Annotated in this window: 18 protein-coding genes; 10 read left to right on the forward strand and 8 right to left on the reverse strand. The window is 62.4% G+C overall.

Annotated features, from left to right (window positions below; genetic code table 11):
- Positions 1 to 183 precede the first annotated feature (183 nt).
- The 4 genes from NA645_RS08000 to ptsP form a co-directional block, all read right to left on the reverse strand.
- The gene (locus NA645_RS08000) at positions 184 to 2,589 is read right to left on the reverse strand and encodes a membrane-bound PQQ-dependent dehydrogenase, glucose/quinate/shikimate family (RefSeq protein WP_256048345.1); all 2,406 of its coding nucleotides are present in this window, start codon (positions 2,587 to 2,589) and stop codon (positions 184 to 186) included.
- A 123-nt stretch (positions 2,590 to 2,712) separates the two neighbouring features.
- A complete protein-coding gene (locus NA645_RS08005; protein WP_256048346.1) occupies positions 2,713 to 4,452 on the reverse strand; it encodes a PTS fructose-like transporter subunit IIB in 1,740 nt (579 codons plus the stop codon).
- A gap of 106 nt (positions 4,453 to 4,558) precedes the next feature.
- A complete protein-coding gene (gene pfkB, locus NA645_RS08010; RefSeq protein ID WP_256048347.1) occupies positions 4,559 to 5,497 on the reverse strand; it encodes a 1-phosphofructokinase in 939 nt (312 codons plus the stop codon).
- Positions 5,497 to 8,385, reverse strand: a complete 2,889-nt coding sequence (gene ptsP, locus NA645_RS08015) for a phosphoenolpyruvate--protein phosphotransferase (RefSeq protein ID WP_256048348.1) — start codon at positions 8,383 to 8,385, stop codon at positions 5,497 to 5,499. The genes pfkB and ptsP overlap by 1 nt, the downstream gene beginning before the upstream one ends.
- A 350-nt stretch (positions 8,386 to 8,735) precedes the next feature.
- On the opposite strand from ptsP, the gene cra reads away from it, so the two are divergent.
- The 6 genes from cra (at position 8,736) to NA645_RS08045 (ending at position 12,617) form a co-directional block, all read left to right on the forward strand.
- Complete coding sequence (gene cra / locus NA645_RS08020; protein ID WP_256048349.1) at positions 8,736 to 9,737, forward strand: catabolite repressor/activator; 1,002 nt, start codon at positions 8,736 to 8,738, stop codon at positions 9,735 to 9,737.
- Between the two features lie 70 nt (positions 9,738 to 9,807).
- Positions 9,808 to 10,113 (forward strand): nucleotide pyrophosphohydrolase, encoded by a 306-nt coding sequence (locus NA645_RS08025; RefSeq protein WP_256048350.1) that lies wholly within the window; start codon positions 9,808 to 9,810, stop codon positions 10,111 to 10,113.
- Positions 10,110 to 10,859 carry a methyltransferase domain-containing protein gene (locus NA645_RS08030; protein ID WP_256048351.1) on the forward strand — a complete coding sequence of 250 codons (750 nt, stop codon included), beginning with the start codon at positions 10,110 to 10,112 and terminating at the stop codon, positions 10,857 to 10,859. Before NA645_RS08025 ends, NA645_RS08030 begins: the two co-directional genes overlap by 4 nt.
- A 20-nt stretch (positions 10,860 to 10,879) precedes the next feature.
- Entirely contained in the window at positions 10,880 to 11,500 is a 621-nt protein-coding gene (locus tag NA645_RS08035; protein ID WP_256048352.1) for a DUF4136 domain-containing protein, read from the forward strand.
- Between the two features lie 33 nt (positions 11,501 to 11,533).
- Positions 11,534 to 12,094, forward strand: a complete 561-nt coding sequence (locus NA645_RS08040) for a DUF4136 domain-containing protein (protein ID WP_256048353.1) — start codon at positions 11,534 to 11,536, stop codon at positions 12,092 to 12,094.
- Positions 12,095 to 12,167: 73 nt separating this feature from the next.
- Entirely contained in the window at positions 12,168 to 12,617 is a 450-nt protein-coding gene (locus NA645_RS08045) for a DMT family transporter (RefSeq protein WP_256048354.1), read from the forward strand.
- A 15-nt stretch (positions 12,618 to 12,632) separates the two neighbouring features.
- Here the strand turns inward: NA645_RS08045 and NA645_RS08050 are convergent, their stop codons facing one another.
- Positions 12,633 to 13,568 carry an SdiA-regulated domain-containing protein gene (locus tag NA645_RS08050; RefSeq protein ID WP_256048355.1) on the reverse strand — a complete coding sequence of 312 codons (936 nt, stop codon included), beginning with the start codon at positions 13,566 to 13,568 and terminating at the stop codon, positions 12,633 to 12,635.
- 211 nt (positions 13,569 to 13,779) lie between these two features.
- On the opposite strand from NA645_RS08050, the gene NA645_RS08055 reads away from it, so the two are divergent.
- The 4 genes from NA645_RS08055 to NA645_RS08070 all read left to right on the forward strand — a co-directional run bounded on the left by NA645_RS08055 (position 13,780) and on the right by NA645_RS08070 (position 16,951).
- A complete protein-coding gene (locus NA645_RS08055) occupies positions 13,780 to 14,073 on the forward strand; it encodes a hypothetical protein (protein WP_131649855.1) in 294 nt (97 codons plus the stop codon).
- A gap of 160 nt (positions 14,074 to 14,233) precedes the next feature.
- Positions 14,234 to 15,625, forward strand: a complete 1,392-nt coding sequence (locus NA645_RS08060) for an MATE family efflux transporter (RefSeq protein ID WP_256048356.1) — start codon at positions 14,234 to 14,236, stop codon at positions 15,623 to 15,625.
- A gap of 3 nt (positions 15,626 to 15,628) precedes the next feature.
- Positions 15,629 to 16,087, forward strand: coding sequence for a DUF2214 family protein (locus NA645_RS08065; protein WP_256048357.1), 459 nt, complete (start codon positions 15,629 to 15,631; stop codon positions 16,085 to 16,087).
- Between the two features lie 120 nt (positions 16,088 to 16,207).
- On the forward strand, positions 16,208 to 16,951 hold the full coding sequence (locus tag NA645_RS08070; RefSeq protein WP_256048358.1) for a FadR/GntR family transcriptional regulator: 744 nt from the start codon (positions 16,208 to 16,210) through the stop codon (positions 16,949 to 16,951).
- 12 nt (positions 16,952 to 16,963) lie between these two features.
- Here the strand turns inward: NA645_RS08070 and NA645_RS08075 are convergent, their stop codons facing one another.
- The 3 genes from NA645_RS08075 to NA645_RS08085 all read right to left on the reverse strand — a co-directional run bounded on the left by NA645_RS08075 (position 16,964) and on the right by NA645_RS08085 (position 21,399).
- Positions 16,964 to 18,706: a sodium:solute symporter family transporter gene (locus NA645_RS08075; protein ID WP_256048359.1), complete on the reverse strand. Its 1,743-nt coding sequence runs from the start codon at positions 18,704 to 18,706 to the stop codon at positions 16,964 to 16,966.
- 77 nt (positions 18,707 to 18,783) lie between these two features.
- Positions 18,784 to 20,571, reverse strand: coding sequence for a sodium:solute symporter family protein (locus NA645_RS08080; protein ID WP_256048360.1), 1,788 nt, complete (start codon positions 20,569 to 20,571; stop codon positions 18,784 to 18,786).
- A 96-nt stretch (positions 20,572 to 20,667) separates the two neighbouring features.
- A complete protein-coding gene (locus NA645_RS08085; RefSeq protein WP_256048361.1) occupies positions 20,668 to 21,399 on the reverse strand; it encodes an oligogalacturonate-specific porin KdgM family protein in 732 nt (243 codons plus the stop codon).
- Positions 21,400 to 21,706 lie beyond the last annotated feature (307 nt).

Consider the following 21,706-nt stretch of genomic DNA (forward strand, 5'->3'; position numbering starts at 1 on the left):
GTAGACTAAGCCTGCTGCCCCGCGTTGAAAGTTTCGCCAGCAAGCTGGCTCCTACAAAAGCGAAAGCTGGGCGGGGCTGTCAAGTGAACTGCTTGCCCCGCACTGGACGCCTCGCCAGAAAGCTGGCTCCTACAAAGCGAATGCGAGCCGGGTCTGTAGGAGCGAGCTTGCTCGCGAATGTTTTTAACGGTCATCCTCAAGCGTCCACGCCACCACCGAATCCCCAATCTTGGTCCCAAACGACCCGTGCCCGCCGGCCATCTGCACGACGTACTGCTTGCCGGTTTTCTCCGAGACATAGGTCATCGGCGTCGCCTGCCCGCCCGCCGGCAGCCGCCCCTTCCACAGCTCTTTACCGCTCTGCAGGTCATAGGCGCGCAGGTAATAATCCAGGGTGCCGCTCATGAAGGCGACACCGCCAGCGGTGACGATCGGTCCGCCCAGCGCCGGCGTGCCCACCGGGAAGGGGATGCCGAGCGGCGCGCTGTCGCGGCTGGTGCCATTCTTGTGCATCCAGACTTTTTTCATGCTGCGCAGATCAACTGCAGTGACGAAGCCCCATGGTGGCGTCTGGCACGGCAGACCGAGCACCGACATGAACGGCTCCAGCCGCACCATATAAGGTGCACCGAGGTTGGGTTGCAGCCCGGTTTCGCCGCCACCGGTGCGTTCTTCTGGATCAACTTCGCTGCGCTTGACCATGGTCGACTTGAACGCCAGATAGTTCGGCGCACCGAACAGCAGCTGCCGGCTCGGATCGACCGCCACGGACGGCCAGTTGAAAGTGCCCACATTGCCCGGATAGATCAGCGAGCCTTGCTCTGACGGCGGCGTAAAGTCACCGTCATAGCGCAGCTTGCGGAACTGGATGCGGCACATCATCTGATCCAGCGGTGTGCCACCCCACATGTCCTTTTCATACAGCGGCTCGTCCGGTGCATAGCTGAGCGCAGAAACCGGCTGGGTCGGCGCCGCATAGTCGCCTTCCACCGTGCCCTGCGGCACCGGGACTTCCTCGACCGGAACGATCGGGACGCCCGTGCGGCGGTCCAGCACGAACAGGTCGCCGCGCTTGGTCGGTTGGATGATGGCTGGCACCTTACCCTGCGGCCTGTCGATATCCACCAGCGTGGGCTGGGACGGCAAATCGCGGTCCCAGAGGTCGTGGTGCACCGTCTGGAATTCCCAGCGCACCTTGCCAGTCTCCAGATCGAGCGCGACGAGGGTGTCGGTAAAGCGCTCGGATTCGGGCGTACGCGGCACAGCCCATTGGTCCGGCGTCTGGTTGCCGGTGGGGATATAGACCAGCCCCAGCGCTTCGTCGGCAGTAGCAATGGTCCAGGAATTCGGAGTGCTGCGCACATAGGTCTCGCCCGGCGCCAGCGGATCGGTAGCATCCGGGTTGCCCGGATCGAAATTCCACACCAGTCGCCCGTTGCGCACGTCATAGGCGCGAATGACGCCGCCGGGTGAATCCACCGCGCCGTTATCGGTAATCGAGCCGCCGACGATGACCACCTTCTCGGTGACTACAGGGGGAGACGTCGGCAGATAGACGCCCAGCGCTCCTTCGCCGAGACCGAGTTTCAAGTCCACCACCCCGGCATCGCCGAAGTCCTCGCAAGGTTTGCCGTCTTCTGTATCCAGCGCGATCAGCGTGCCGTCATTGGTCGGCAGGAACAGCCGGCGCTCGCAGCGAGCCGCAGCTTGGTCCGGCGACGGGACATTCGTCGCGATCTGACCATAGGAACCGGCATCGTGAAACGCGAGGCCGCGGCAGGTCATGTGCTGGTAGTACTCGGCATCACGGTTGATGCTCGGATCGAAGCGCCAGCGCTCCTCGCCAGTATCGGCATCCAGCGCGATGGCGATGCTGTGTGGCGTGCAGATGAACAGCGTGTCGCCCACTTTCAGCGGCGTCACCTGGTTGGTCAGCTCGCCCGGATCGCCCTCACCCGGCAAATCGCCGGTGTGATATTCCCAGGCCTTCTCCAACCGCCCGACGTTTTCGGGAGTAATCAGGTCCGCTGTCGAATAGCGATCACCATTGCTTGAGCCGCCGTAGGCTGGCCACTCGCTTGCCGAGCGCCCCGCCTGTCCGTTGGGCTCGAGACCCTGCATCTGCGCGTCGCTGAACTCGCCTTTGATCGAGTGATAGTCCTGCGTTAGCGAGTAGCCGGCCATCAGCGCCCCAGCCAGCAAGCCGAGCCCGAGCAACCCACTGGCACCGTCACGCCAGACCAGCCCATCGCTCACGTACCGATTGACGAAGGGCAAGATCAGCCACAGCCCGAGGATGCACCAGAGATCGATTCGTGGCGCCAATTGCCACCAATCGAACCCGACCTCGTAGAACGTCCAGACCAGAGTCGCCAGCAACAGCAATGCATACAACCAGATAGCCGCACGCCGCCGGGCAAACAGCAGAGCGGCGACGATGAGCAGCACGACCCCAGCGCTCAGGTAATACCAGGACCCTCCCAGTACCGCGAGGTAACCACCGCCGATCGTCATCACCGCCCCCAACACCAGCACAACAATGGCCGTCAGGGTGATACGCAAGGGACGCGGCCCGTATTCGATGCTCATCCAACGCTCTCCAGCCGGTTCGTTTCAACGCAAAAGCTGGCGAAACGTTCTGACACAGAATTTCGACCAGCTTTTAGTGGATGCAGCGGAAAGGCGTTTAGTTCAGCGGTTTCGGCCCGCTGGTCAGGTCGCTGCGCCAATGGCGAGCGGCTGTGCCTCAGGCTTCTTGATCACGGCATAGATCACGCCTGTTACCAGACTGCCGGCCAGAATCGCCAACAGATACAGCAGCGCATGGTTGATCGCGTTGGGGATCAACAGCACAAACAGCCCGCCATGGGGCGCCAGCAGCTTCGCACCGAAGGCCATCGACAGCGCCCCGGTCAGCGCGCCGCCGGCGATGCTTGCGGGAATCACTCGCAGCGGGTCTTTCGCGGCGAACGGAATCGCGCCTTCGGAGATGAAGCAGCAACCGAGCACCAGCGCCGCCTTGCCAGCTTCGCGTTCGCTCTGGGCGAACTTGCGTCGGGCGATCAGGCTGGCGATGCCCATGCCGATCGGCGGCACCATGCCGGCGGCCATCGTTGCCGCCATGGGTGCGTAACTCTGCGAGGCGAGCAGGCCGACCGAAAACGCATAGGCCGCCTTGTTCACCGGGCCGCCGAGGTCGACGCACATCATGGTGCCGAGCAGCAGTCCGAGCAGGACGGCGTTGGAGGTGCCCATAGTGTCGAGAAACTCGGTGAGCCCGGCGAGCAGCGTCGCCACCGGTGTGCCCACCACGTAAATCATCACCAAGCCGGTGACCAGGCTGGCCAGCAGCGGAATGATCAGGATTGGCTTGAGTGATTCGACACTCGCCGGCAACGGAATCCAGCGGCTGACCGCCTTGGCCGAGTAGCCGGCGACGAAGCCTGCGATGATTCCGCCAATGAAGCCTGCGCCTAGCGTTCCGGCCAACAAGCCACCAATCATGCCGGGCGCAAGTCCGGGTCGATCAGCAATCGAATAAGCAATGTAGCCGGCCAGCAAGGGCACCATCAGTTGGAAGGCCGTCTCGCCGCCGATCTTCATCAGCGCCGCCGCGAGCGTGCCCTCTTCCTTGAACGCCTCGATGCCGAAAACGAACGACAACGCGATCAACAGCCCGCCCGCCACCACCATCGGCAGCATGTAGGACACGCCGGTGAGCAGGTGCTTGTAGACGCCGGTTCTCTCGCCCTTCTGCTCGCTACTGCCGGCCCTGACCGCGGCGCTGCCGCTGAGCACCGTGGCTTCTTCCAGCGCGCGATCCAGCGTTGCGTCGGGCTGTTTCAACGCCACGCCGGTGCCGCAGCGGAATACCCGCTTGCCGGCGAACCGGCCGACATCCACTTCGATGTCCGCGGCCAGCAGCACCACATCGGCTTCTTCGATAGCCTGGGGTTCTAGCACGTTGCGCGCGCCCACCGAGCCACGGGTTTCCACCTGCAAGTCATAACCCTTGCGAATCGCCGCCTGCTGCAAGGCTTCGGCAGCCATGAAGGTATGCGCGACGCCGGTCGGGCAGGCTGTGATTGCGACCAGCTTGGGCTTGCCGGTGGCGGACGTGGTTGACGGCTCATCATCCTGCTCCAGCACCGCCGCGGTGTCGGCGGCGCTGCGCAGAAAGCCTTCAGGGTCGAGCAGGGCTTCGGACGGAGTCGATTGCGCGACGCGCTTGCCGATGAAGCGCTGCAGCGATAACGGCCCGGTCTTGACCACCACGACCAGATCCGCATTGGCGATCTGCGCGGGCGTGAGCGGCGAGCCGATGGCCTTCGGATCGTGGACTTCCACGGCGGTCGACCAGCCCAGGCGATGGGCAGCCGCTTCGAGCAAGCGCGACGTGAGCACGCTGGTGACCATTCCGTTGGGGCAGGCCGTGACGATGAGAAGATTCATTCCTTTCACCTCTTATTGGAATTGGCAGGCCGTTGAAAACGCAGGCGAGGCAGGCAAGACTGTTTTTAACGACCTTTTGACAACGCAGGTAGTTTTCAACGGCCTGTTATTGGTTCAGCGGCTGGAGCCGGACTGCAGCCTCCAGCTCGGCGAGTTGTGCCGTGTCGGTAATACCGAAGCCGATTTGCCCGACCGCTTGTGCAGCGATGGCGGTGGCGTGGCTCAGGGTGCGTTCGATGGACCATTTTTCTAGCAAGCCGTGAAGCATGCCGGCGAGCAGCGAATCACCCGCACCGACGGTGCTGACCACCTGCACTTTGGGCGGATGGGCATGCAAACCAGTGCTTGGTGCAAACCAGCTCACGCCCTCGGCGCCCTGTGAGATGACCACGTGCTCGACGCCTTCGACCTGCAATCGCCAGGCCTCACGGGCGAGCGCCTGCGCATCGGCGGCTTTCATTCCGCGGGCTTCGGCCAGCTCCTCTTCGTTGGGCTTGATCAGCCAGGGCGCCGTCGCCAAGCCGGCGCGCAGAGCCGCGCCACTGGTATCCAACGCGACCCGCACGCCGAGTTGCTTGAGCGTGCGCAACAGTTCGACAAACCACTCCACTTGAACGCCGCGCGGCAGGCTGCCGGCAACCACCACCAGATCATGTGCGGGCGCGAGGCGCTTTAGCCTGGCTAGCAGCTCGACGCGCTCCGCCTCGGCGACCATCAACCCCGGGCCGTTGATATCGGTGACCTGCCCGCCAGCTTCCGCCAGTTTGATGTTGCTGCGGGTTTCCCCCGCCACCCGAACGAACTCATCGGCGAACCCGCGCGTCTCGAACAACTGCTCGAACGCCTGCGGATTGTCCGCGCCGAGAAAGCCGGTCACGGTCAGCTGGTGACCGAGGTCGGCCAGCACCTGCGCCACGTTGAGGCCCTTGCCGGCGGCATGCACCTGGAGGCTTTCGCTGCGATTGACCTCACCCAGGCGCAGCGATGGCAGCTGCACGGTCAGGTCGAGCGCAGGATTAACGGTGACGGTCAGGACGCGCGCCATCAGCAATGCGCTCCGACAAAAGCCCGTACTTCATGCGCACCGGGCAGCATCAGCGCTTGCTGGGCCAACTGCCGGCAGGCGGCGAAATCCAACTCGCGCACCCGCGCCTTGACCAGCGCGATGCTGCGCGCCGAGACGCTCAATTCATCGACGCCCAGGCCCACCAGCATCGGCACTGCCAGTGCATCGGCCGCCAGCTCGCCGCATACGCCGACCCACTTGCCATGTGCGTGCGCGGCTTCGACCGTCATATCGATCAGGCGCAACACCGCCGGATGCAAGCCATCGGCCTGGCCGGAAAGCGTCGGATGGCCGCGGTCGATGGCCAGGGTGTATTGAGTCAGGTCATTGGTGCCGATGCTGAAAAAATCGACTTCCTGCGCCAGCACCGGTGCGATCAGCGCGGCGGACGGGATTTCGATCATGATGCCGACCTGCAGATCGGCCACCGGCAGCTCCGCACGCAGGCGATCGACCATGGCTTTGGCGCTACGCCACTCATCGATGTTGCCAACCATGGGAAACATGATCCGCAACGGGCGGCCGTCGGCGCAGGCCAGCAACGCGCGCAACTGGGTTTCGAGAATGTCCGGGCGTTGCAGGCTCAGACGAATGCCGCGCACGCCGAGGAAGGGATTTTCCTCAGCTGGCATCGGCCAGTACGGCAACGGTTTGTCGCCGCCGACGTCCAGCGTACGCACCACCAAGGGCCGCCCTTCGAGCGCTTCCAGCACGCGGCGGTATTCCGCCTCCTGAGTCGGCTGGTCCGGCGCCAGGGAGTGGTTCATGAACACCAGCTCGGTGCGCAGCAGGCCGATGGCTTCGGCTCCGAGGGCAACGGCTTCGACGGTCTCGCCGGCCGCGCCAATGTTGGCGGCGATCTCTACCGGATGACCGTCGCGAGTGATCGCCGGCTCCATTCGTCTTTCGTTCGCCAGGCGTTTGCGTTCCTCCCGCTCGGCGCGCTCGCTTCGGGCGTCTGCCAGCTGCGCAGCGCTCGGCGCGACCAGCAGTTCGCCGCGCTCGCCGTCGAGCAGCAATAGCGTGTTCGGCGCCAACCCCAGCACGCCAGGCCCAGCGCCAACGATGGCCGGGATACCCAGCGCACGGGCGATGATCGCGCTGTGCGAGGTCGCACCGCCGCCAGCGGTGAGGATGCCTGCGACGCGTTGGCAATTGAGCGTGGCAACGTCCGAGGGTGCCACTTCGTCCATCACCAGAATGTAAGGCTCGTCCGGCGCCTGTTCCGCCTCGACGCCGGTGAGACAGGCCAACACGCGACGGCCAACGTCACGCAGATCCGCCGCGCGCTCGGCCAGCAGCTTGTCGTGCAGCGATTCCTGTTGCTGCGCGGCGTTTTCGATTTCCTCGACCCAGGCGGCTTCGGCGCTCAAGCCCTTTTTTAGTCGTGCCTGTACATCCTCGCGCAACGCCGGGTCGCGAAGCATGGCCTGGTGGGTCGTGAAGATGTCGCGAATGCTGGCGACCTGGCTTTCCTCGATCAGCACACCGATTTCGCTAAAAACGCGGTCGAGCGCCGTATCCAGGCGCTGCAGCTCGGCCTCCGGGGATTCGCCGTGCTTGGGGTAGTCGATCACCTGCGGCTTGCGTACCAAGACCGGGCCGATGGCGATGCCGGGCGAGGCGGCAATGGCCATTACCCGCTCGCCGTCGCGCAACGCCGCTTGTTCGACAGTTTTTTGATCAGGTTGCGCGGCCAACGACGCGCCGGCGTTTTCCATCATCTGTCCCGGCGCGGGCAAGGCCTCGACCTCCTCGCCCAGCCCCTCTTCCACAGCGCGTACCAATGCCGGCAACGCATCGACGGCTATCGAAGGCTCGGCAATGAATTCCAGCACCTGACCACGATGCGCGCCCATTGCCAGGAGCTTGCTCAGGCTCTTGACCGACACGCCAGCACTCTCGCTACCGGCCAGCCGCACGCGGATGTCGCCATCGAAGGCCTGGGCGATTTCGGTCAGCACCTTGGCCGGCCGCGCATGCAGGCCATGGGCATTGGCCAACGGCACCTGAGCGCTTGGCCAGTCGGCGGGTACGTCGCCGCCCAGAGCTTCCAACACCACGCGGCTGGACGTCGCCTGGCTGAGTTCTTGCCCGCGCCCCTCGATCAATAGATTGCACAGGCGCTCGAGCATTGCCCGATGCGCCTCACCCAGACTGGCGAGCACGAACAGGCCATTGAGCGGTTGCCCCTGGTGTAGCAACGAATTGCTTGGCGTGACGAAGGCCAGCCCAGGACGTTGCACCGACTGTTCGCTGCTCAGCCACCACAGCCCATCGCCCAGTGGCAGCGCCTGGCTCAGTGCCAGCCCGGCATTGAAGCCGGGCTCCACGCACTGGGCGCGCTTGAGCAATTTGACGCCCTGCCAGGCCAACTCGTCGAAGTCATCGGCGGTCACACCGAGCGCCACCAGCTCACCGTCCAACGCCAACTCCTGCGGCGCACCCTGCAGCAGATCGATGATCGCCTCGGGGCCTTCCACCTTCTGCAATGCCTCGCTGAGATCACCCTCGCCAAGCGCTCGGGTCAACAACTGCAGCAAACGCAGATGCTCATCCGAACGCGCGGCGATGCCGATGGCGAGGTAAACCTGCTGGCCGTTGCCCCAGTCCACGCCGCCGGGAAAGTGCAGCAGGCGTACGCCGGTGGTGAACACCTGATCGCGGGTTTCCGGCGTGCCGTGCGGAATGGCGATGCCCTGGCCAAGAAAGGTCGAGCCCTGCGCTTCGCGCGCACGAAGCCCGTCGAGATAACCGGGCGCCACCAGCCCGTCAGCGACCAGCACCTCGGCCAACAAGGCCAGGGCGGCAGGCTTGTCGGTTGCCGCCTGATGCATGTGGATATGCTGGGCATTCAACTCAAGCATGAAGAACTCCTGTGCGGGCTCACGATTGTTTCTTTGCCGGCCGGGGGATTGAGATAATGGGCTGGCGCTTATGACCGGATAGCTGCTGAAACGTTTCAGCAAAGACTGGCACATTACGCAATATTGGGTAACTCTAGAAGCCCGAGTTCATACCACCCGTCTCGGATAGGGTCTGTTCCGTTTCGCTGCGAGCCGCGCAACCCGAAGGAACGGGCCAGTTTTTTTGCGCGATACTGCGTTTCTCGTCGCTTATTTGGACGACCAAACTGCACGACTCGCGCCTTGTCTCGCGCAAAAACTGGCGCCGTCGCGGCCGCGACGAAACGGGAACAGACCCTAAGGACCGCTCGTTGAAACTGACTGACATCGCCCGCCTCGCCAACGTCTCGGTGACCACTGCCAGCTACGTGCTCAACGGCAAAGCCGTACAGCGACGGATAAGCCAGGCCACGGTGGACCGGGTGATGGCAGTGGCTGAGCAACAGGGTTTCCAGCTCGATCAACAGGCGGCCGGTTTGCGACGCGGGCAGTCACGCACCCTGGGCTTCATCGTCCCCGACCTGGAAAACCCCAGCTATGCGCGGCTGGCGAAACTGCTCGAACAACGCGCCCGGCTACGTGGCTATCAGTTATTGATCGTCGGCTCCGATGACGAGCCGGAAACCGAACGCCAGGTCATCCAGGTGCTGCGCTCGCGCCGCTGCGATGCGCTGATCGTCGCCAGCTCCCTGCCGGCTGACGACGCCAGTTACCGCAAGCTGCTCGCCAGCGGCACGCCGATCATCGCCCTCGACCGAGCACTGGACCCGGACCAGTTCTGCTCGGTAGTCAGCGACGATCATCAAGCCGCCGCACAACTGACGCACTCCCTGCATTCGCCAACCGACGCGCATATCGCGCTGATCAGCGCTCGGCCCGGCTTGCGCATCAGTCAGCAGCGCGAAGAGGGTTTCCGCCAGGCACTCGCTCAGCATCATGGAAAAATCAGTGTGTTGCAGGCCGAGCAGTTCAGCCGCACCTGCGGCCGTGAGCAGATGTTGGCGCTACTCGATCGCGGCGCGATGCCCGATGCGTTGATCACTACCGCCTACGTTCTGCTCGAAGGCGTCTTCGATGCCCTAGGCGAACGCGGTCTGCTATGGCCTGCGCAGTTGCGGCTGGCGACCTTTGGTGACGCGCAGTTGCTGGATTTTCTGCCGATACGGGTCAACGCCATCTCCCAGCAACATGAGCAGATCGCCGAGCTGGCGCTGGACCAGGCGATTCGCGCCATCGAGCAGAACGACTACCGCCCCGGCGTGCTCGCCGTGGCACGGGTGCTCAAGGTACGCTGCACCGCCGAGACCATTTGAACCGATGCTGCCCCTTGCGAGCATCGGCGTGCTGACGGAAGCTAGCGGCCTTCCAACGAGCCGCCCTTTGATGAACATCGAACAGATCACTCAACGCCTGCACGCCATCCGCGATCGCAACGACTGGCATCGCTTTCACAGCCCGAAGAATCTGGCCATGGCCGCCAGCGTAGAAATGTCCGAGCTGGTGGAAATCTTCCAGTGGCTGACCGAGGACGAGTCGCGCCAGCTGCCCGCCGACAAGCTGGAACACGCCGGCCAGGAAGTCGGCGACATCCTCATGTACCTGCTGCTGATGTGCAGCGAGCTGGGCATCGACATGGAGCAAGCGCTGCTGGCCAAGCTGGCGGATAACGAGCGGCGGTTCGCCCAATGAGCGACCGCCATTTCGACGAGCTGGCGACGCGCTTCGCCGAGAAGATCTACGGTGGCGCCAAGGGCGCGATCCGCCTCGCAGTGTTGCAGGCAGACCTCGCCGAAGTGCTGCCGCAACGCCCGCTTCGCGTGCTCGATATCGGGGCGGGGCTTGGCCACATGAGCCTCTGGTTGGCGCAGCAGGGCCATCAGGTCACCCTCGCGGAGCCGGCCGAGCCGATGCTCGAAGGGGCCCGAAAGCAGTTCGCCGAAGCTGGCCAGAGCGCCACCTTTATTCAGGCGCCCTGGCAGGACGTAGAAAGCCATGTGGAAGGCCGTTTCGATCTGGTCATCTGCCACGCGGTGCTGGAATGGCTGGCCGAACCGGGGGCGATCCTGCCGGTACTGCATCGCCTGGCCGCCGCCGATGGCTGGCTGTCGCTGGCCTTCTACAACCGCGACGCGCTGATCTACCGCAACCTGCTCAAGGGCCATTTCAAGAAGCTGCGCAGCCAGAGCTTTGCCGGTGAACGCCAGAGCCTGACGCCGCAACAGCCCCTCGATCCACGTGAGCTGGCCGCGCAACTCGCACCGCACTGGCGGGTCGAATCAACCAGTGGCGTGCGTGTATTCCATGATTACATGCCCGCCGATTTCCAGGCCCGCACCGAGCCTGCCGACCTGATCGAGATGGAACTGGCGTACCGCCGCCACCCTACTTTCGCCGGCCTCGGGCGTTACCTGCACTGGTTGTGTCGGCCCCGCTGAATGCCGGCCGGGAGGTACCGATGTCGATCCGCATTGCTTTGCCACTGTTCTGCCCCCTGCTCGGCCTAAGTCTTGCGGCCTGCCAGAACAGCAACCCCTACACCAGCGAATCCGCTCCGATTCCGCCAGCGCCGCCTGTCGAGCAGATCCAGTCTCCGATCTACCCGGCCGCGCCGCGAGACTTTTCCAGCTACCAGAGCTGGAGCTGGCGCACCCCGCCAGCCGGCACAGCCTCGCTTGCCGGTGAAGAATTGCAGGAAATGGTCGCCGGCGCCCTGGATCAACGCGGTCTGCGCCCGGCGCCAAACAACAGCCGGGGCGATGTGCAGATCAGTGCCAGCGCCCAGATGGAAACGCGGGTGCGACAAACCTACGATGATTACGGGCCCCGCGTCGGCGTGGGTCGCTATGGCGGCGGCTATGGATACGGCAGCGGCTACGGCATCGGAACGAGCGCGCCCATCGTGCGCAACTATGAAGAAGAGGTGGTATCGGTGCGCATCGAGATGTTCGACGCGAGCTCCGGCCAATCCGTCTGGAGCAACCGTGCCGAAGCCCGTAGCGGCGGCGATCAGGGCGAGCGCAAGGATGCGGCACGTGACGCCGTGAACCGCGCCCTTGCCGACTACCCGCCGCGCTGAGCCTGCGCCTGCCCTATTGCGAGGAGAACCGAGATGATCCGTTCATTGCTGATGCTTCCCCTGCTCCTGCTGCTGGTGGCCTGCCAGAGCACGCAGGTGCAACGCGACTTCGACCCGCAGCGCGATTTTTCCGCCTACCGGACCTGGGACTGGCAGGAGCCGGCATTGCAGTACCGCCCGGACGACCCGCGCATCAAGAGCGACCTCACCGAACAGCGCATTCTCAGCGCGGTCAGCGAGCAGCTCGATCAACGCGGCCTGCGCCAGGCCCAGGCCAACAACCCGGCAGATGTGCTGGTCCAGGCCTGGTTCATCGTCGACGAGCGCTCCCAGCAGTACACTTCCGCGTCGATGGGTGCCTGGGGTAGCCCCTGGCACGGCTTCTGGGGCGGGCCGATGTACACCGATACACGCACTATTCACTACCAGGTCGGCACACTGCAGATCGATTTCTACGATGCCGATGACGGCAAGCTGATCTGGCGCGGCAGCGCCGAGCAAGTTCTGCGCGATAATCCCGGCAGCCCGCAGGAACGCGCCGGGATGTTTCGCGAGACAGTCACGAAAGTCCTGTCCCAATACCCGCCGCACTGAGTGCCCGATGCCATAGCCCTCGCCGAGCCCGGCGGGGCTGAACTCGTTTTGTCTAATTAATGGAGAGGTTCGAATGCCGGTCGTTGCCTGGTGGCTTTTTGTTTTGCCGTTTATCGCGGGGGCGTTCTTACCGCTGCAGGCTGGCATCAACGGGCAGGTCGCCAAACACCTGAACAGCGTCATGGGCGCAGCGTTGCTGTCCTTTGCAATCGGCACCGTGGCGCTGATCTGCGTCGTTCTGATCCAGCGAGACGTGCCTTCGCTTCAAGCGCTGAAAAGCCTGAACTGGTGGCATTGGACCACTGGCTTGATGGGCTGCGTCTTGATCGCCACGGCGGCTTTCGCCGGCCCGCGCATCGGCGCGCTGCTGCTCATGGCGTTGATATTGGCCGGGCAGCTGGCCATGGCGCTGCTGCTCGATCACTTCGGCTGGGCGGGATTCCGGCAATCGTCGATCAGCATCGGAAAGATCGCCGGCCTGCTGCTGGTCGTCGCTGGCGTCTGGATGATCCGCCGCGGCTGACGCGACGGTCCGCCGCTACTCGCGCTCGAAGGCGTAGAACAAGTTGGGTTCGCTGACCAGATACAGCTCGCCCTTGTCGTCGAAGGTCATGCCCTCGGCCTGGGGCACGCTGTCTTTCAGCCCGGCAAAACCGCTCCACAACGAGCGATAGCTGACCAGCTCACCGTCACTGTCGAGCTCCAGCATCATCTTCGCTTCGTCGCTGAGCAGCACCAGATGCCCGGTGCCCTCGTCGAAGTGCACCGAAGACAGATCGCTGGCCATGTCCTTGTCTTCTATCCATTCCTGGCGGTCGATGATGTTCAGGTTCAACTGACCGTGCAGGCTGCTCTTGATGCCCTGGATTTCGTAGAGCTTGCGCGGCGAATGCTCTTTGACCACGAACAGCCGGTCACCGGCGCGATCATAGCCAAGCCCTTCGAAACCGGTATTGTCGCCCGAGCCCAGTCCCAACGAGACCGATGCATAGTCCGCGCGCTGCAGCGCGCCGGGGCGCTCGGGCACCGGCAGGATCACCAGCGTCTGGCTGCGCTCTTCGGCAACCGCCAGCAGGTTGTCGCCCAGGTAGGTAATGCCTTCGACGTCGGTGAAGCCCTTCAGTGGATAGCGCGCAAGGAAGTTGCCATCGCGATCCACCGCGACCAGCTCCTCGGGATTGTTGACCACCGCCCAGAGGTGATCGCGGCGCTCATCGAAGGTCAGTCCGGAGAGGTTGTCGTCGACCGAGGCCACCGGTAGCGCATCGACACGCACCTTGTATTCAGGCAACCAGAGACTACGCGCTTCCCAGCTGTTCTCATGCCAGGCCGACTTCAGCCCGTAGTACAGCCGCTCATCCAGGTGAAACGCCGTGGCGCAATAGAACGAAGCGGCGGCCAGCAAGCCTAGCGCCCAGACCCGAGGGCGCGCGCCCGGCAGCCACAGCGGTCGTACATTGGTAATGATCGGCATCTGTTCTTCTCATCGGAGCAACGGCGAACAGCCTGCTCGGGAAAGATTGCAATTAGGTGACACGCTCAACGGAAGGCGGATCAACCCGGTACTGACCCATCAGCGAGCGGTGGGTTCAATCAGACGCTGGGAACTGCCAGACGGATTGGTAGCCCAATGCCCCATGGAACGGCTGCGCTTGCAGCCTTGGATCGTACGGCAGGAGAGCAACATGCGGGTGGAAAGCTTTTTCGAATGGTTGGGCCAGGCACTCGGCACGGTGATTCGCTACATCGTCGATGCACTCAGCGGGATCTTTTATCTGTTTGCCGAGGCTGGAGCCAACTTCCTCGAAGGCCTGTCGAGAACGCTGGGCATGGACCGCTCGATAATCAGCCTGATTGCGCTGGCCATCGGCCTGTTGCTACTCGTTGGGGCATTCCGAGCCTTCTTCCGACGCTCGTTCATCGCCGGTGTGATTTACCTGTTTCTGGGCCTCTGGCTGTTGAGCTGGCTAATTCATTGATGGAGTAGATGGCTGGAAGCTAGAAGACAAAAGCACCAGGACGCTGCTTCATCGTCAAGCTTCTAGCGCGCTTTCGACCCTTCAGCTTTTCGCCGGCAGCCCGCTCGCTGGCCGCCTTCGTCGTGCCGACGTATCATTTCGGGCTGTTCTGGAGCCCTTCATGTTGTTGACCGCCTGGCAGCACGCGCCCACCCATAAACGGGTATGGGCGCTGGCTGCACCGATGATTCTGTCCAATATCTCCGTGCCGATGGTGGCGCTGGTCGACAGCGCCGTGATCGGCCATCTACCACACGCACACCAGCTTGCTTCGGTGGCGGTGGGCGGCAGTCTGTACACCCTGCTGGTGTGGGTAATGGGCTTTCTGCGCATGGGCACCACCGGCTTCGCCGCGCAGGCCGCCGGGCGCGAAGACGGCGGGTCGCTGCGCCAGATCCTCCTGCAGGGCTTGTTGCTGGCGCTGGGCTTCGCGCTGCTATTGAGCATGGTTGCCTTGCCGCTCAAAGGCTTCGCCTTGCAGCTGATGCAACCCTCGGCCGAGCTCGACGCGCTCACCCAGCATTATTTCTACACCCGCCTGTTCGGCTTGCCCGCCGCACTGGCGAGCCTGGCGCTGATCGGCTGGTTCCTCGGCACGCAGAATGCCCGTGCGCCCTTGGCGATCCTGCTGACCACCAACCTCGTCAACGTCGCGCTGGACCTCTGGTTCGTCCTCGGCCTTGACTGGGGCGTGGCCGGCGCGGCACGCGCCTCGGTGATCGCCGAATGGTGCGGTGTGCTGGTCGGCCTGGCGCTGACGCGCGGCGCCTTGCTGCGCTATCCGGGACAGCTGGACGGCCGCATCCTGCGCCGCTGGGCCAGCTGGCGGCCACTGATGTCGGTCAACCGCGACATCTTTGTGCGCTCATTGGCGCTTCAGCTCGTATTCTTTCTGGTCACCGTGCAAGGGACGCGGCTGGGCGACGCCACCGTGGCGGCCAATGCGCTGTTGCTCAACGGCCTGATGCTCACCGCCCATGCGCTCGATGGCCTGGCCCATGCGGTCGAAGCGCTCAGCGGCCATGCCATTGGCGCTCAGGACCGTACCGAGTTGCGCCGTATCCTGACCGTGGCCGGAGGCTGGTCGCTGCTCGCCAGCCTCGCTTTTGGACTGTTCTTCCTGCTCGGTGGCGAGCTGTTCATCGGCTTTCAGACCGACATTCCGGCCGTCCGCGAAACGGCGCTCGCCTACTTACCTTATCTAGCCGCGCTGCCGCTGGTAGCCGTCTGGAGCTATCTGCTGGATGGCCTGTTCATCGGCGCGACCCGCGCGCGGGAAATGCGCAACGCGATGCTGTTCGCCGTGGCGATTTCGTTACCATTGGGCTTGCTATTGCGCGAGATGGGCAATCATGGATTGTGGTTGGCCTTCCTCACCTTCATGCTGGTGCGCGGCATTTGCCTGGGCAGCATCGCCCGACGTCTGCAACGCCAGCAACAATGGTTCGCCTCGGTCCACGCAGCGCCCACCGTGACCGAAACCCTTACAGCAAACACAACCAAAGGACGCTGAAAAATGGCCTACGCCGTCGCCGCTTATCTGCACTTCGTGGCGATCTTCCTGCTGTTTGCCCTGCTGGTGCTCGAACACCAGCTCTTTCGCCTGCCGCTGAACTTCAAGCGCGCGCGCAGCCTGTTCCGCGTCGACTTGGCGTTCGGTATCGTCGCCGGCGTGGTACTGATCACCGGCGCCGCGCGTGCCATGCATTACGGCAAGGGTCTGGATTACTACCTCAACAATAGCTTCTTTCACGCCAAGATCGGGCTGTTCGTGGTGGTCGCGCTGTTGTCGATCTACCCCACCGTGACCTTTCTCAAGTGGCGCCCCGCGCTGAAGGCCGGACAGATCCCATTGATCAGCCCAACCAAAGCGCGTTGGGTCAAGCTGATCATCCGCATCGAATTGCTTGCCCTGTTACTCATCCCGCTGCTGGCGGCGCTGATGGCACGGGGAATCGGGGTGAAGCCGATCTGATCGGCCACCCACTGCAAAACGTTTGCGTGACGGCTTCAGCGCTAACAAGCGGCATGGATGCTGAAATGTGTATCCTGCCGGCTGATGGTTCAGGTCGACCTAAAGAAAAATGAGCCGTACATGATCGAAGGGCATCCACAACAGCCGAAGCGCCGCGCCGAAATCCTGGTGGCGAGGTTGTCTCAGTACATCCGCGACGGGGTACTGAAACGCGGCGAAAAACTCCCGCCGGAAGTCGAAATCGCCAGCAATGAAGGCTTCAGCCGCAGCGTTGTTCGTGAGGCCATCCTGCGGCTGCAGGCAGCGGGCCTTGTGGAAACGCGCCGCAGCGTAGGCACCTTCATCATTGACATGCCGCCACCGCAAGAACTGCGCCTCGGCCCGGAGAGCATCACCACGCTGGAAGAAGTGCTGCATCTACTCGAGCTACGCATCAGTCTCGAAGTCGACACAGCCGCGATGGCCGCACGCAATCGCACCGATGGCGAACTGGCAGACATCCAGCAAGCGCTGCAGGCAATGAAGGAGCCGGACTCCAGGAAACCAGGCATCGCCATTCATGCGGACTTCCAGTTCCACCTGCGCATCGCCAGAGCGTCCGGCAACCGCTACATGTTCGACATCATGAAGCACCTGGGTACCAAACTGATCCCGCGCACGCAGATGAACTCCGCCTATGTCTCGAACGCAGACCGCCTGGCCTATCTCGAGCAGGTCCACCACGAGCATGACAGCATCTTCGGCGCCATAGCCATGCAAAGCCCCGAATCGGCCCGAGCTGCCATGTATCTGCATCTGAACAACAGCCGCGAGCGGTTGCGTCGGGCGCACATGGCGAAGCTGTCGCCCTACCACGTCGAGTAAGCGCACCGACTGTCAATCTGGCCGCGCGCCTTCATCGTTTCTGGCCAATCGGCGCAGCGCCAGCCCAGCCGCGCCCACCGTCAGGACAATCGCGGCATGCAACCAAAGCCCTTGCGGATCTTCCGCCAGCCATAACAAGGGCAGCAGCAAAATGCACAACCCGAACAACAACGCGCCGAGTTGCCGGGCCTGCAAAGGGTCGGCGCGGGCCATCTCGGCTGGCTGCAGTGATAGGCACATGTTGCTGAACATCGCCCGCAACTGCCGCATTCGCCTGGAATTGCGTCGGGGCCGATAGAACAGGCGGGTGCAAAAGAAGTAGCCGCTGGTGAGGGTCAGATGCGCCAGCACGGTCGCAGCGAACTTGAGATCGCCCGCCTCGCGCGGACTAAACGCCCCGCCACCCAGCCATTCCGGCAGCACCACCGGGTTGAACCCCAGATACATACTCGCCGATACCAGGCCACCGACCGCCACCGTGCTCCAGCCGGCCCAGTCCGGCGTGCGGCGCACCAGCACGGCAAGCATCGCGGGGATGGACATCGGCAGCAGCAACATCGAGCTGATCATCAGGACGAGGTCGAAAAAATCGAACTCGGTCTGCTGCGCCATCCACCATGCCACCAGCGTCGCCAGGAAACCGTTTAGCAGCGTGAACAGGCGTCCGACCTTCATCAGCTGCGGCTCGGTGTGACCGGGGCGCTGATACACGTTTCGTATGAAGATGCCGGCGTTGCGGTTGAGAGCGGCACTCATCGGCGCGATCGTCGCGGCCAGCATCGCGGCAAGCGTCAACCCGAGGGTTCCCGCCGGCATCGCCCGCTCCACGAAGTAAAGATAAGCCGCGTTGGTGGTCTGTTCGCCAAGCTGGGGATACTGGACGGCCAGATCCACATGCCAGGCCGCGGCGACCCAAGGCGGGATGAACCACAATACCGGGCCGATGACGAACAGCACCCCGGCCAGCAGCGCCGCTCTCTGCGCCTCGCGTTCATTACGCGTGACGAGGAAGCGATAACAGGTGATGGCGTTGTTGGTCGAGACGGTTTGCTGCATGAGAATCACCGCCATCCAGAACCCAAGGATGCCGACCATGCTCATGTCCCGGCCGAGCCAGAAATTCACCGGAAAGTCGCTGATCATTTCGACCGGGCCCCCACTGGCGTAGAGCGCATAGCTGCCGGTGACCAGCGTGATGGCCAGTATCAGCACCAACTGGATCACGTTCGTGGCACTGACCGTCCAGGCCCCGCCGCTGGCCGCGATGAAGGTGATCACCACGCCCGTACCCAGCAGGACCGGCACCATGCCGAAACCGGTCATGGCGGAAATGATGTAAGCCAGACCGTTGAGCCAGATCGCCGCGGTCAAGGTAGAGAGTGGCAACTGCAGCCAGGTGAACAGGCGCTCCGTCGGCCTGCCGAAGCGCTGCGCAATGACCTGCATCGAGGTTTCGACCCGCAGCTTGCGATAACGCGCAGCGAAGAATCGACTCGCGATGAAGAAACCAAGGGCATTGCCCCAGAACAGCATCAACACCGCGAAGCCGTCGGTGTAAGCCTTGCCGGCGGCTCCGGTAAAGGTCCAGGCGCTGAACTGGGTCATGAATGCCGTGGCGCCGGCCATCCACCACGGCATGGAGCCTCCGCCGTTGATGAACTGGCTGCTGTCGCTGGCCATACGACGAAACCACTGGGCCGCGCCGATGATGAACAGCACGTATACCGCCAGTACCGCCTGGTCCAGTGAGGTCATCGCCAGCTCTTCGCCACGTCACATCGAATAAAAAAACCAACACCGGCAAACGAGGCCGATGTTGGTCAACGCAAAACTTAGGAAGGCCGCTCAGCCAGCGGCGTAGGCACTAACCGTTCGACCGGATCTACTTCGGCGCTACGCTTGAGCAGGTAGCCGACCAGCAGGATGGACAAGGCACAACCGGCGAACATCAGCCGTCCCCACAATGGGTTCGGTAACAGCACCATCAGCATCAGGCCGGCACCCATCATCAGGCTGATCTGCCCCAGCTTGCTGCGCTGCAGCCGGTCGTAGATGTCTTGATCGTTATCAGCGATCACCGGCGTTTCGACATCGCGGAAGAAGTGCGCGGTACGCTCGCCCTCTTCGTCGGCGGCAGTTTCCGGCTTGTAGAACAGGCTGGTGGCGCAGAAGAAACCGCCGGTGAATATCAGGTGCGCCGCGACGGTGATGGTGGTGGTCAGCTCGGACAATTCGCGACCGGTCAGGCTGATCCCGAATACGCCGGCAAACCATTGCGCGGTGAATACAGTCATCACCAGCCAGGACACCAGCATGCCAAAGCAAACCGTGGCCCACGCCGCCCACTTGGGCGTGCGGCGGATGAACATGCCAAAGAACAGCGGCACCAGGATCGGCGATTGCAACAGCGTCGCGACACGCATCATCAGCTCGAACAGGCTGAGCCCCTTGAGCTGGGCGAACATCTGAGCGATCAGAATCACCAACACGCCGTTTACGATAGTCGCGACCTGGCTGATGCGCAGCAGCTTACCCTCGCTCAGCGGCTTGTTGCGGGCCACGACCGGCACCCAGAAGCTGCGGACGAATATCCCCGCGTTACGGCACAGCGCCGAATCCATCGACGACATCGTCGCCGCGAACAAACCCGCCACCAGCAAACCGATGGTGCCGATCGGCATCAGGCGCTCGGCAAAGACCAGATACACCGCATCACTGGCCTTGTTGCCGAGTTCGGCGTGCGCACTAAGGGCATCCGGATAAAGCACGGCGGTTGCCCAGGGCGGAATGAACCAGATCAGCGTGCCGCACACCATCAACACCAGGGCGAACAATGCGGCTTTGCGCGCATTGGCCGAGTCCTTCGCGTTCAGGAAGCGATAGGAGTCCTGCATGTTGTTGATGCTTTGCAGCTGCTTGACCAGAAAGAAGATGAACGAGCCCACCAGTAACAGCCCGTAGTTCATGTCCGGCCCCATGAAGAAGTCGGACGGGAACTTGCTGACGATTTCACCCGGCCCGCCAACGGCAACCAGCGCCACGATGGCGCAAGCCACCGAGATCACCGCCACCACCAACGTCTGGACGAAGTCACTGGCAACCACGCCCCAAGCTCCGCTGAGCAGCGAGACCAGTAGCACCGAGATACCGGTAATCCAAATGGTAGTGGTCATGTCGTAGCCGAACACGGCGCCGACGAAAATTGCTAAACCATTGAGCCAGACACCGCCGTTGAGCACGCTCAGCGGAATGATGGCCCAAGTGAAGAATTGCTCATTGCCACTGCCAAAACGGCGTCGAATGCCTTCGGTGGGCGTGTCGACACGCATTTGCCGGAAGCGATGGCTGAACCACCAGTAGGAAAAGATGTAAGCGAAGATATTGCCGAGAAATACAAAGGTAACGGCGAATCCATCGTTGAACGCTTTGCCTGCGGCGCCGGTGAAAGTCCAGGCGGAAAACTGCGTCATAAAGGCCGTGGCACCGACCATCCACCACAACATACGGCCACCGCCGCGAAAGTAATCACTGGTCGACTGATTCGCCATTTTGCGGAAGGCAATACTGATCAAGATCATCAGTAAGAAGTAGCCGGCCACTACCAGAATATCTATGTTCATTACGCTCTCTCGTATTGGGAGGCATCGACGTTGTACCGGGCCATATCAACAGGTCGACCGGCTCGGCAACTCGGCGCTGCGCATGTCTGTTGATGGCTAGTCGAACTTGTAATGCACACCCACGCGCAAGCGCAGTTGTCTTTCATCGTCAGTCGAATTGACCTTGACGTCACCGATTTCAAAGAACGGTTGCCAGTTCTTGTCCCAACGGTATTTGAAGGCGAAATTGTTTTCGTAATCGTATTTCTCGTTATCGAAGCGGACATAGTCGGTTTTCATGTAGACGAAGTTATATTCGTACGTCCAGTTGCCGCCCGGCATGTAGGTGAGCCAGCCATCGAACCGATTGATGTGCTGATCCTGTCGGGCCCTGTCCGGTATCGTTTCGTCGACTTTGTCGCGGTCCAGCTTGCGCGCCTCGTAGCGATAGCGACCGGCGAGATTGAACTGCTCGTTCAGACGGTGATCGACACGCAGGCCGCCGCTATATGTCATGGATTCTTCGACACTGTCCAGCCGTAAGAAAGGCGTCAGCGTCCATTTCGGCGAGAGTGCGTGGCGGTAGTCAATGACCAGCTCATGGCCACTGCCGACCGTGTTATCGAACGCCACATCCTTGCGCGAACCGGCAGTTTTATATTTGAGTTCGCCATGAAAACCGAGGCCGTTTTCAAGGCGCTTGCCGATCAGAAGGCGATCTGAATGCAGACGACTATCGTCCAGATACTGGTGCCGGTAATTAATATAACCGTCAGCGAATGCGACACTGCCAAACGATGAAAGCACGGCAGTCGCCGCCATGGTCATGACACAGATTTTATTTTTCATGATTTTATTCTTATTAGTTGAGATTAAAAGTTCGCGAGAATGGATATCCCAATTCTCGGCGCCCTTAACCAACTCACCTTATTTTTTCAGTTACGCTTTTCCAGGCGAAAGAAAACCATCACCGCGCAGAGCGAATTTCAAATACAGCAAAGGTTTATTGAGGGCGTTACAACGGAACCAAGCCGTTCAGCCAGACGATTCAGGCGGGGATCGCCCGCAAGAATCATCGGAGCGCCATATGCATCCCGTGGTAACGGGCGTGCAACTTGGTAGTGCTGGCCAGGCCGTCTGACCTGGCAACAGCGGG

The sequence above is a fragment of the Stutzerimonas stutzeri genome (assembly GCF_024448955.1).
Classification (GTDB): Bacteria; Pseudomonadota; Gammaproteobacteria; order Pseudomonadales; family Pseudomonadaceae; genus Stutzerimonas; species Stutzerimonas stutzeri_AQ.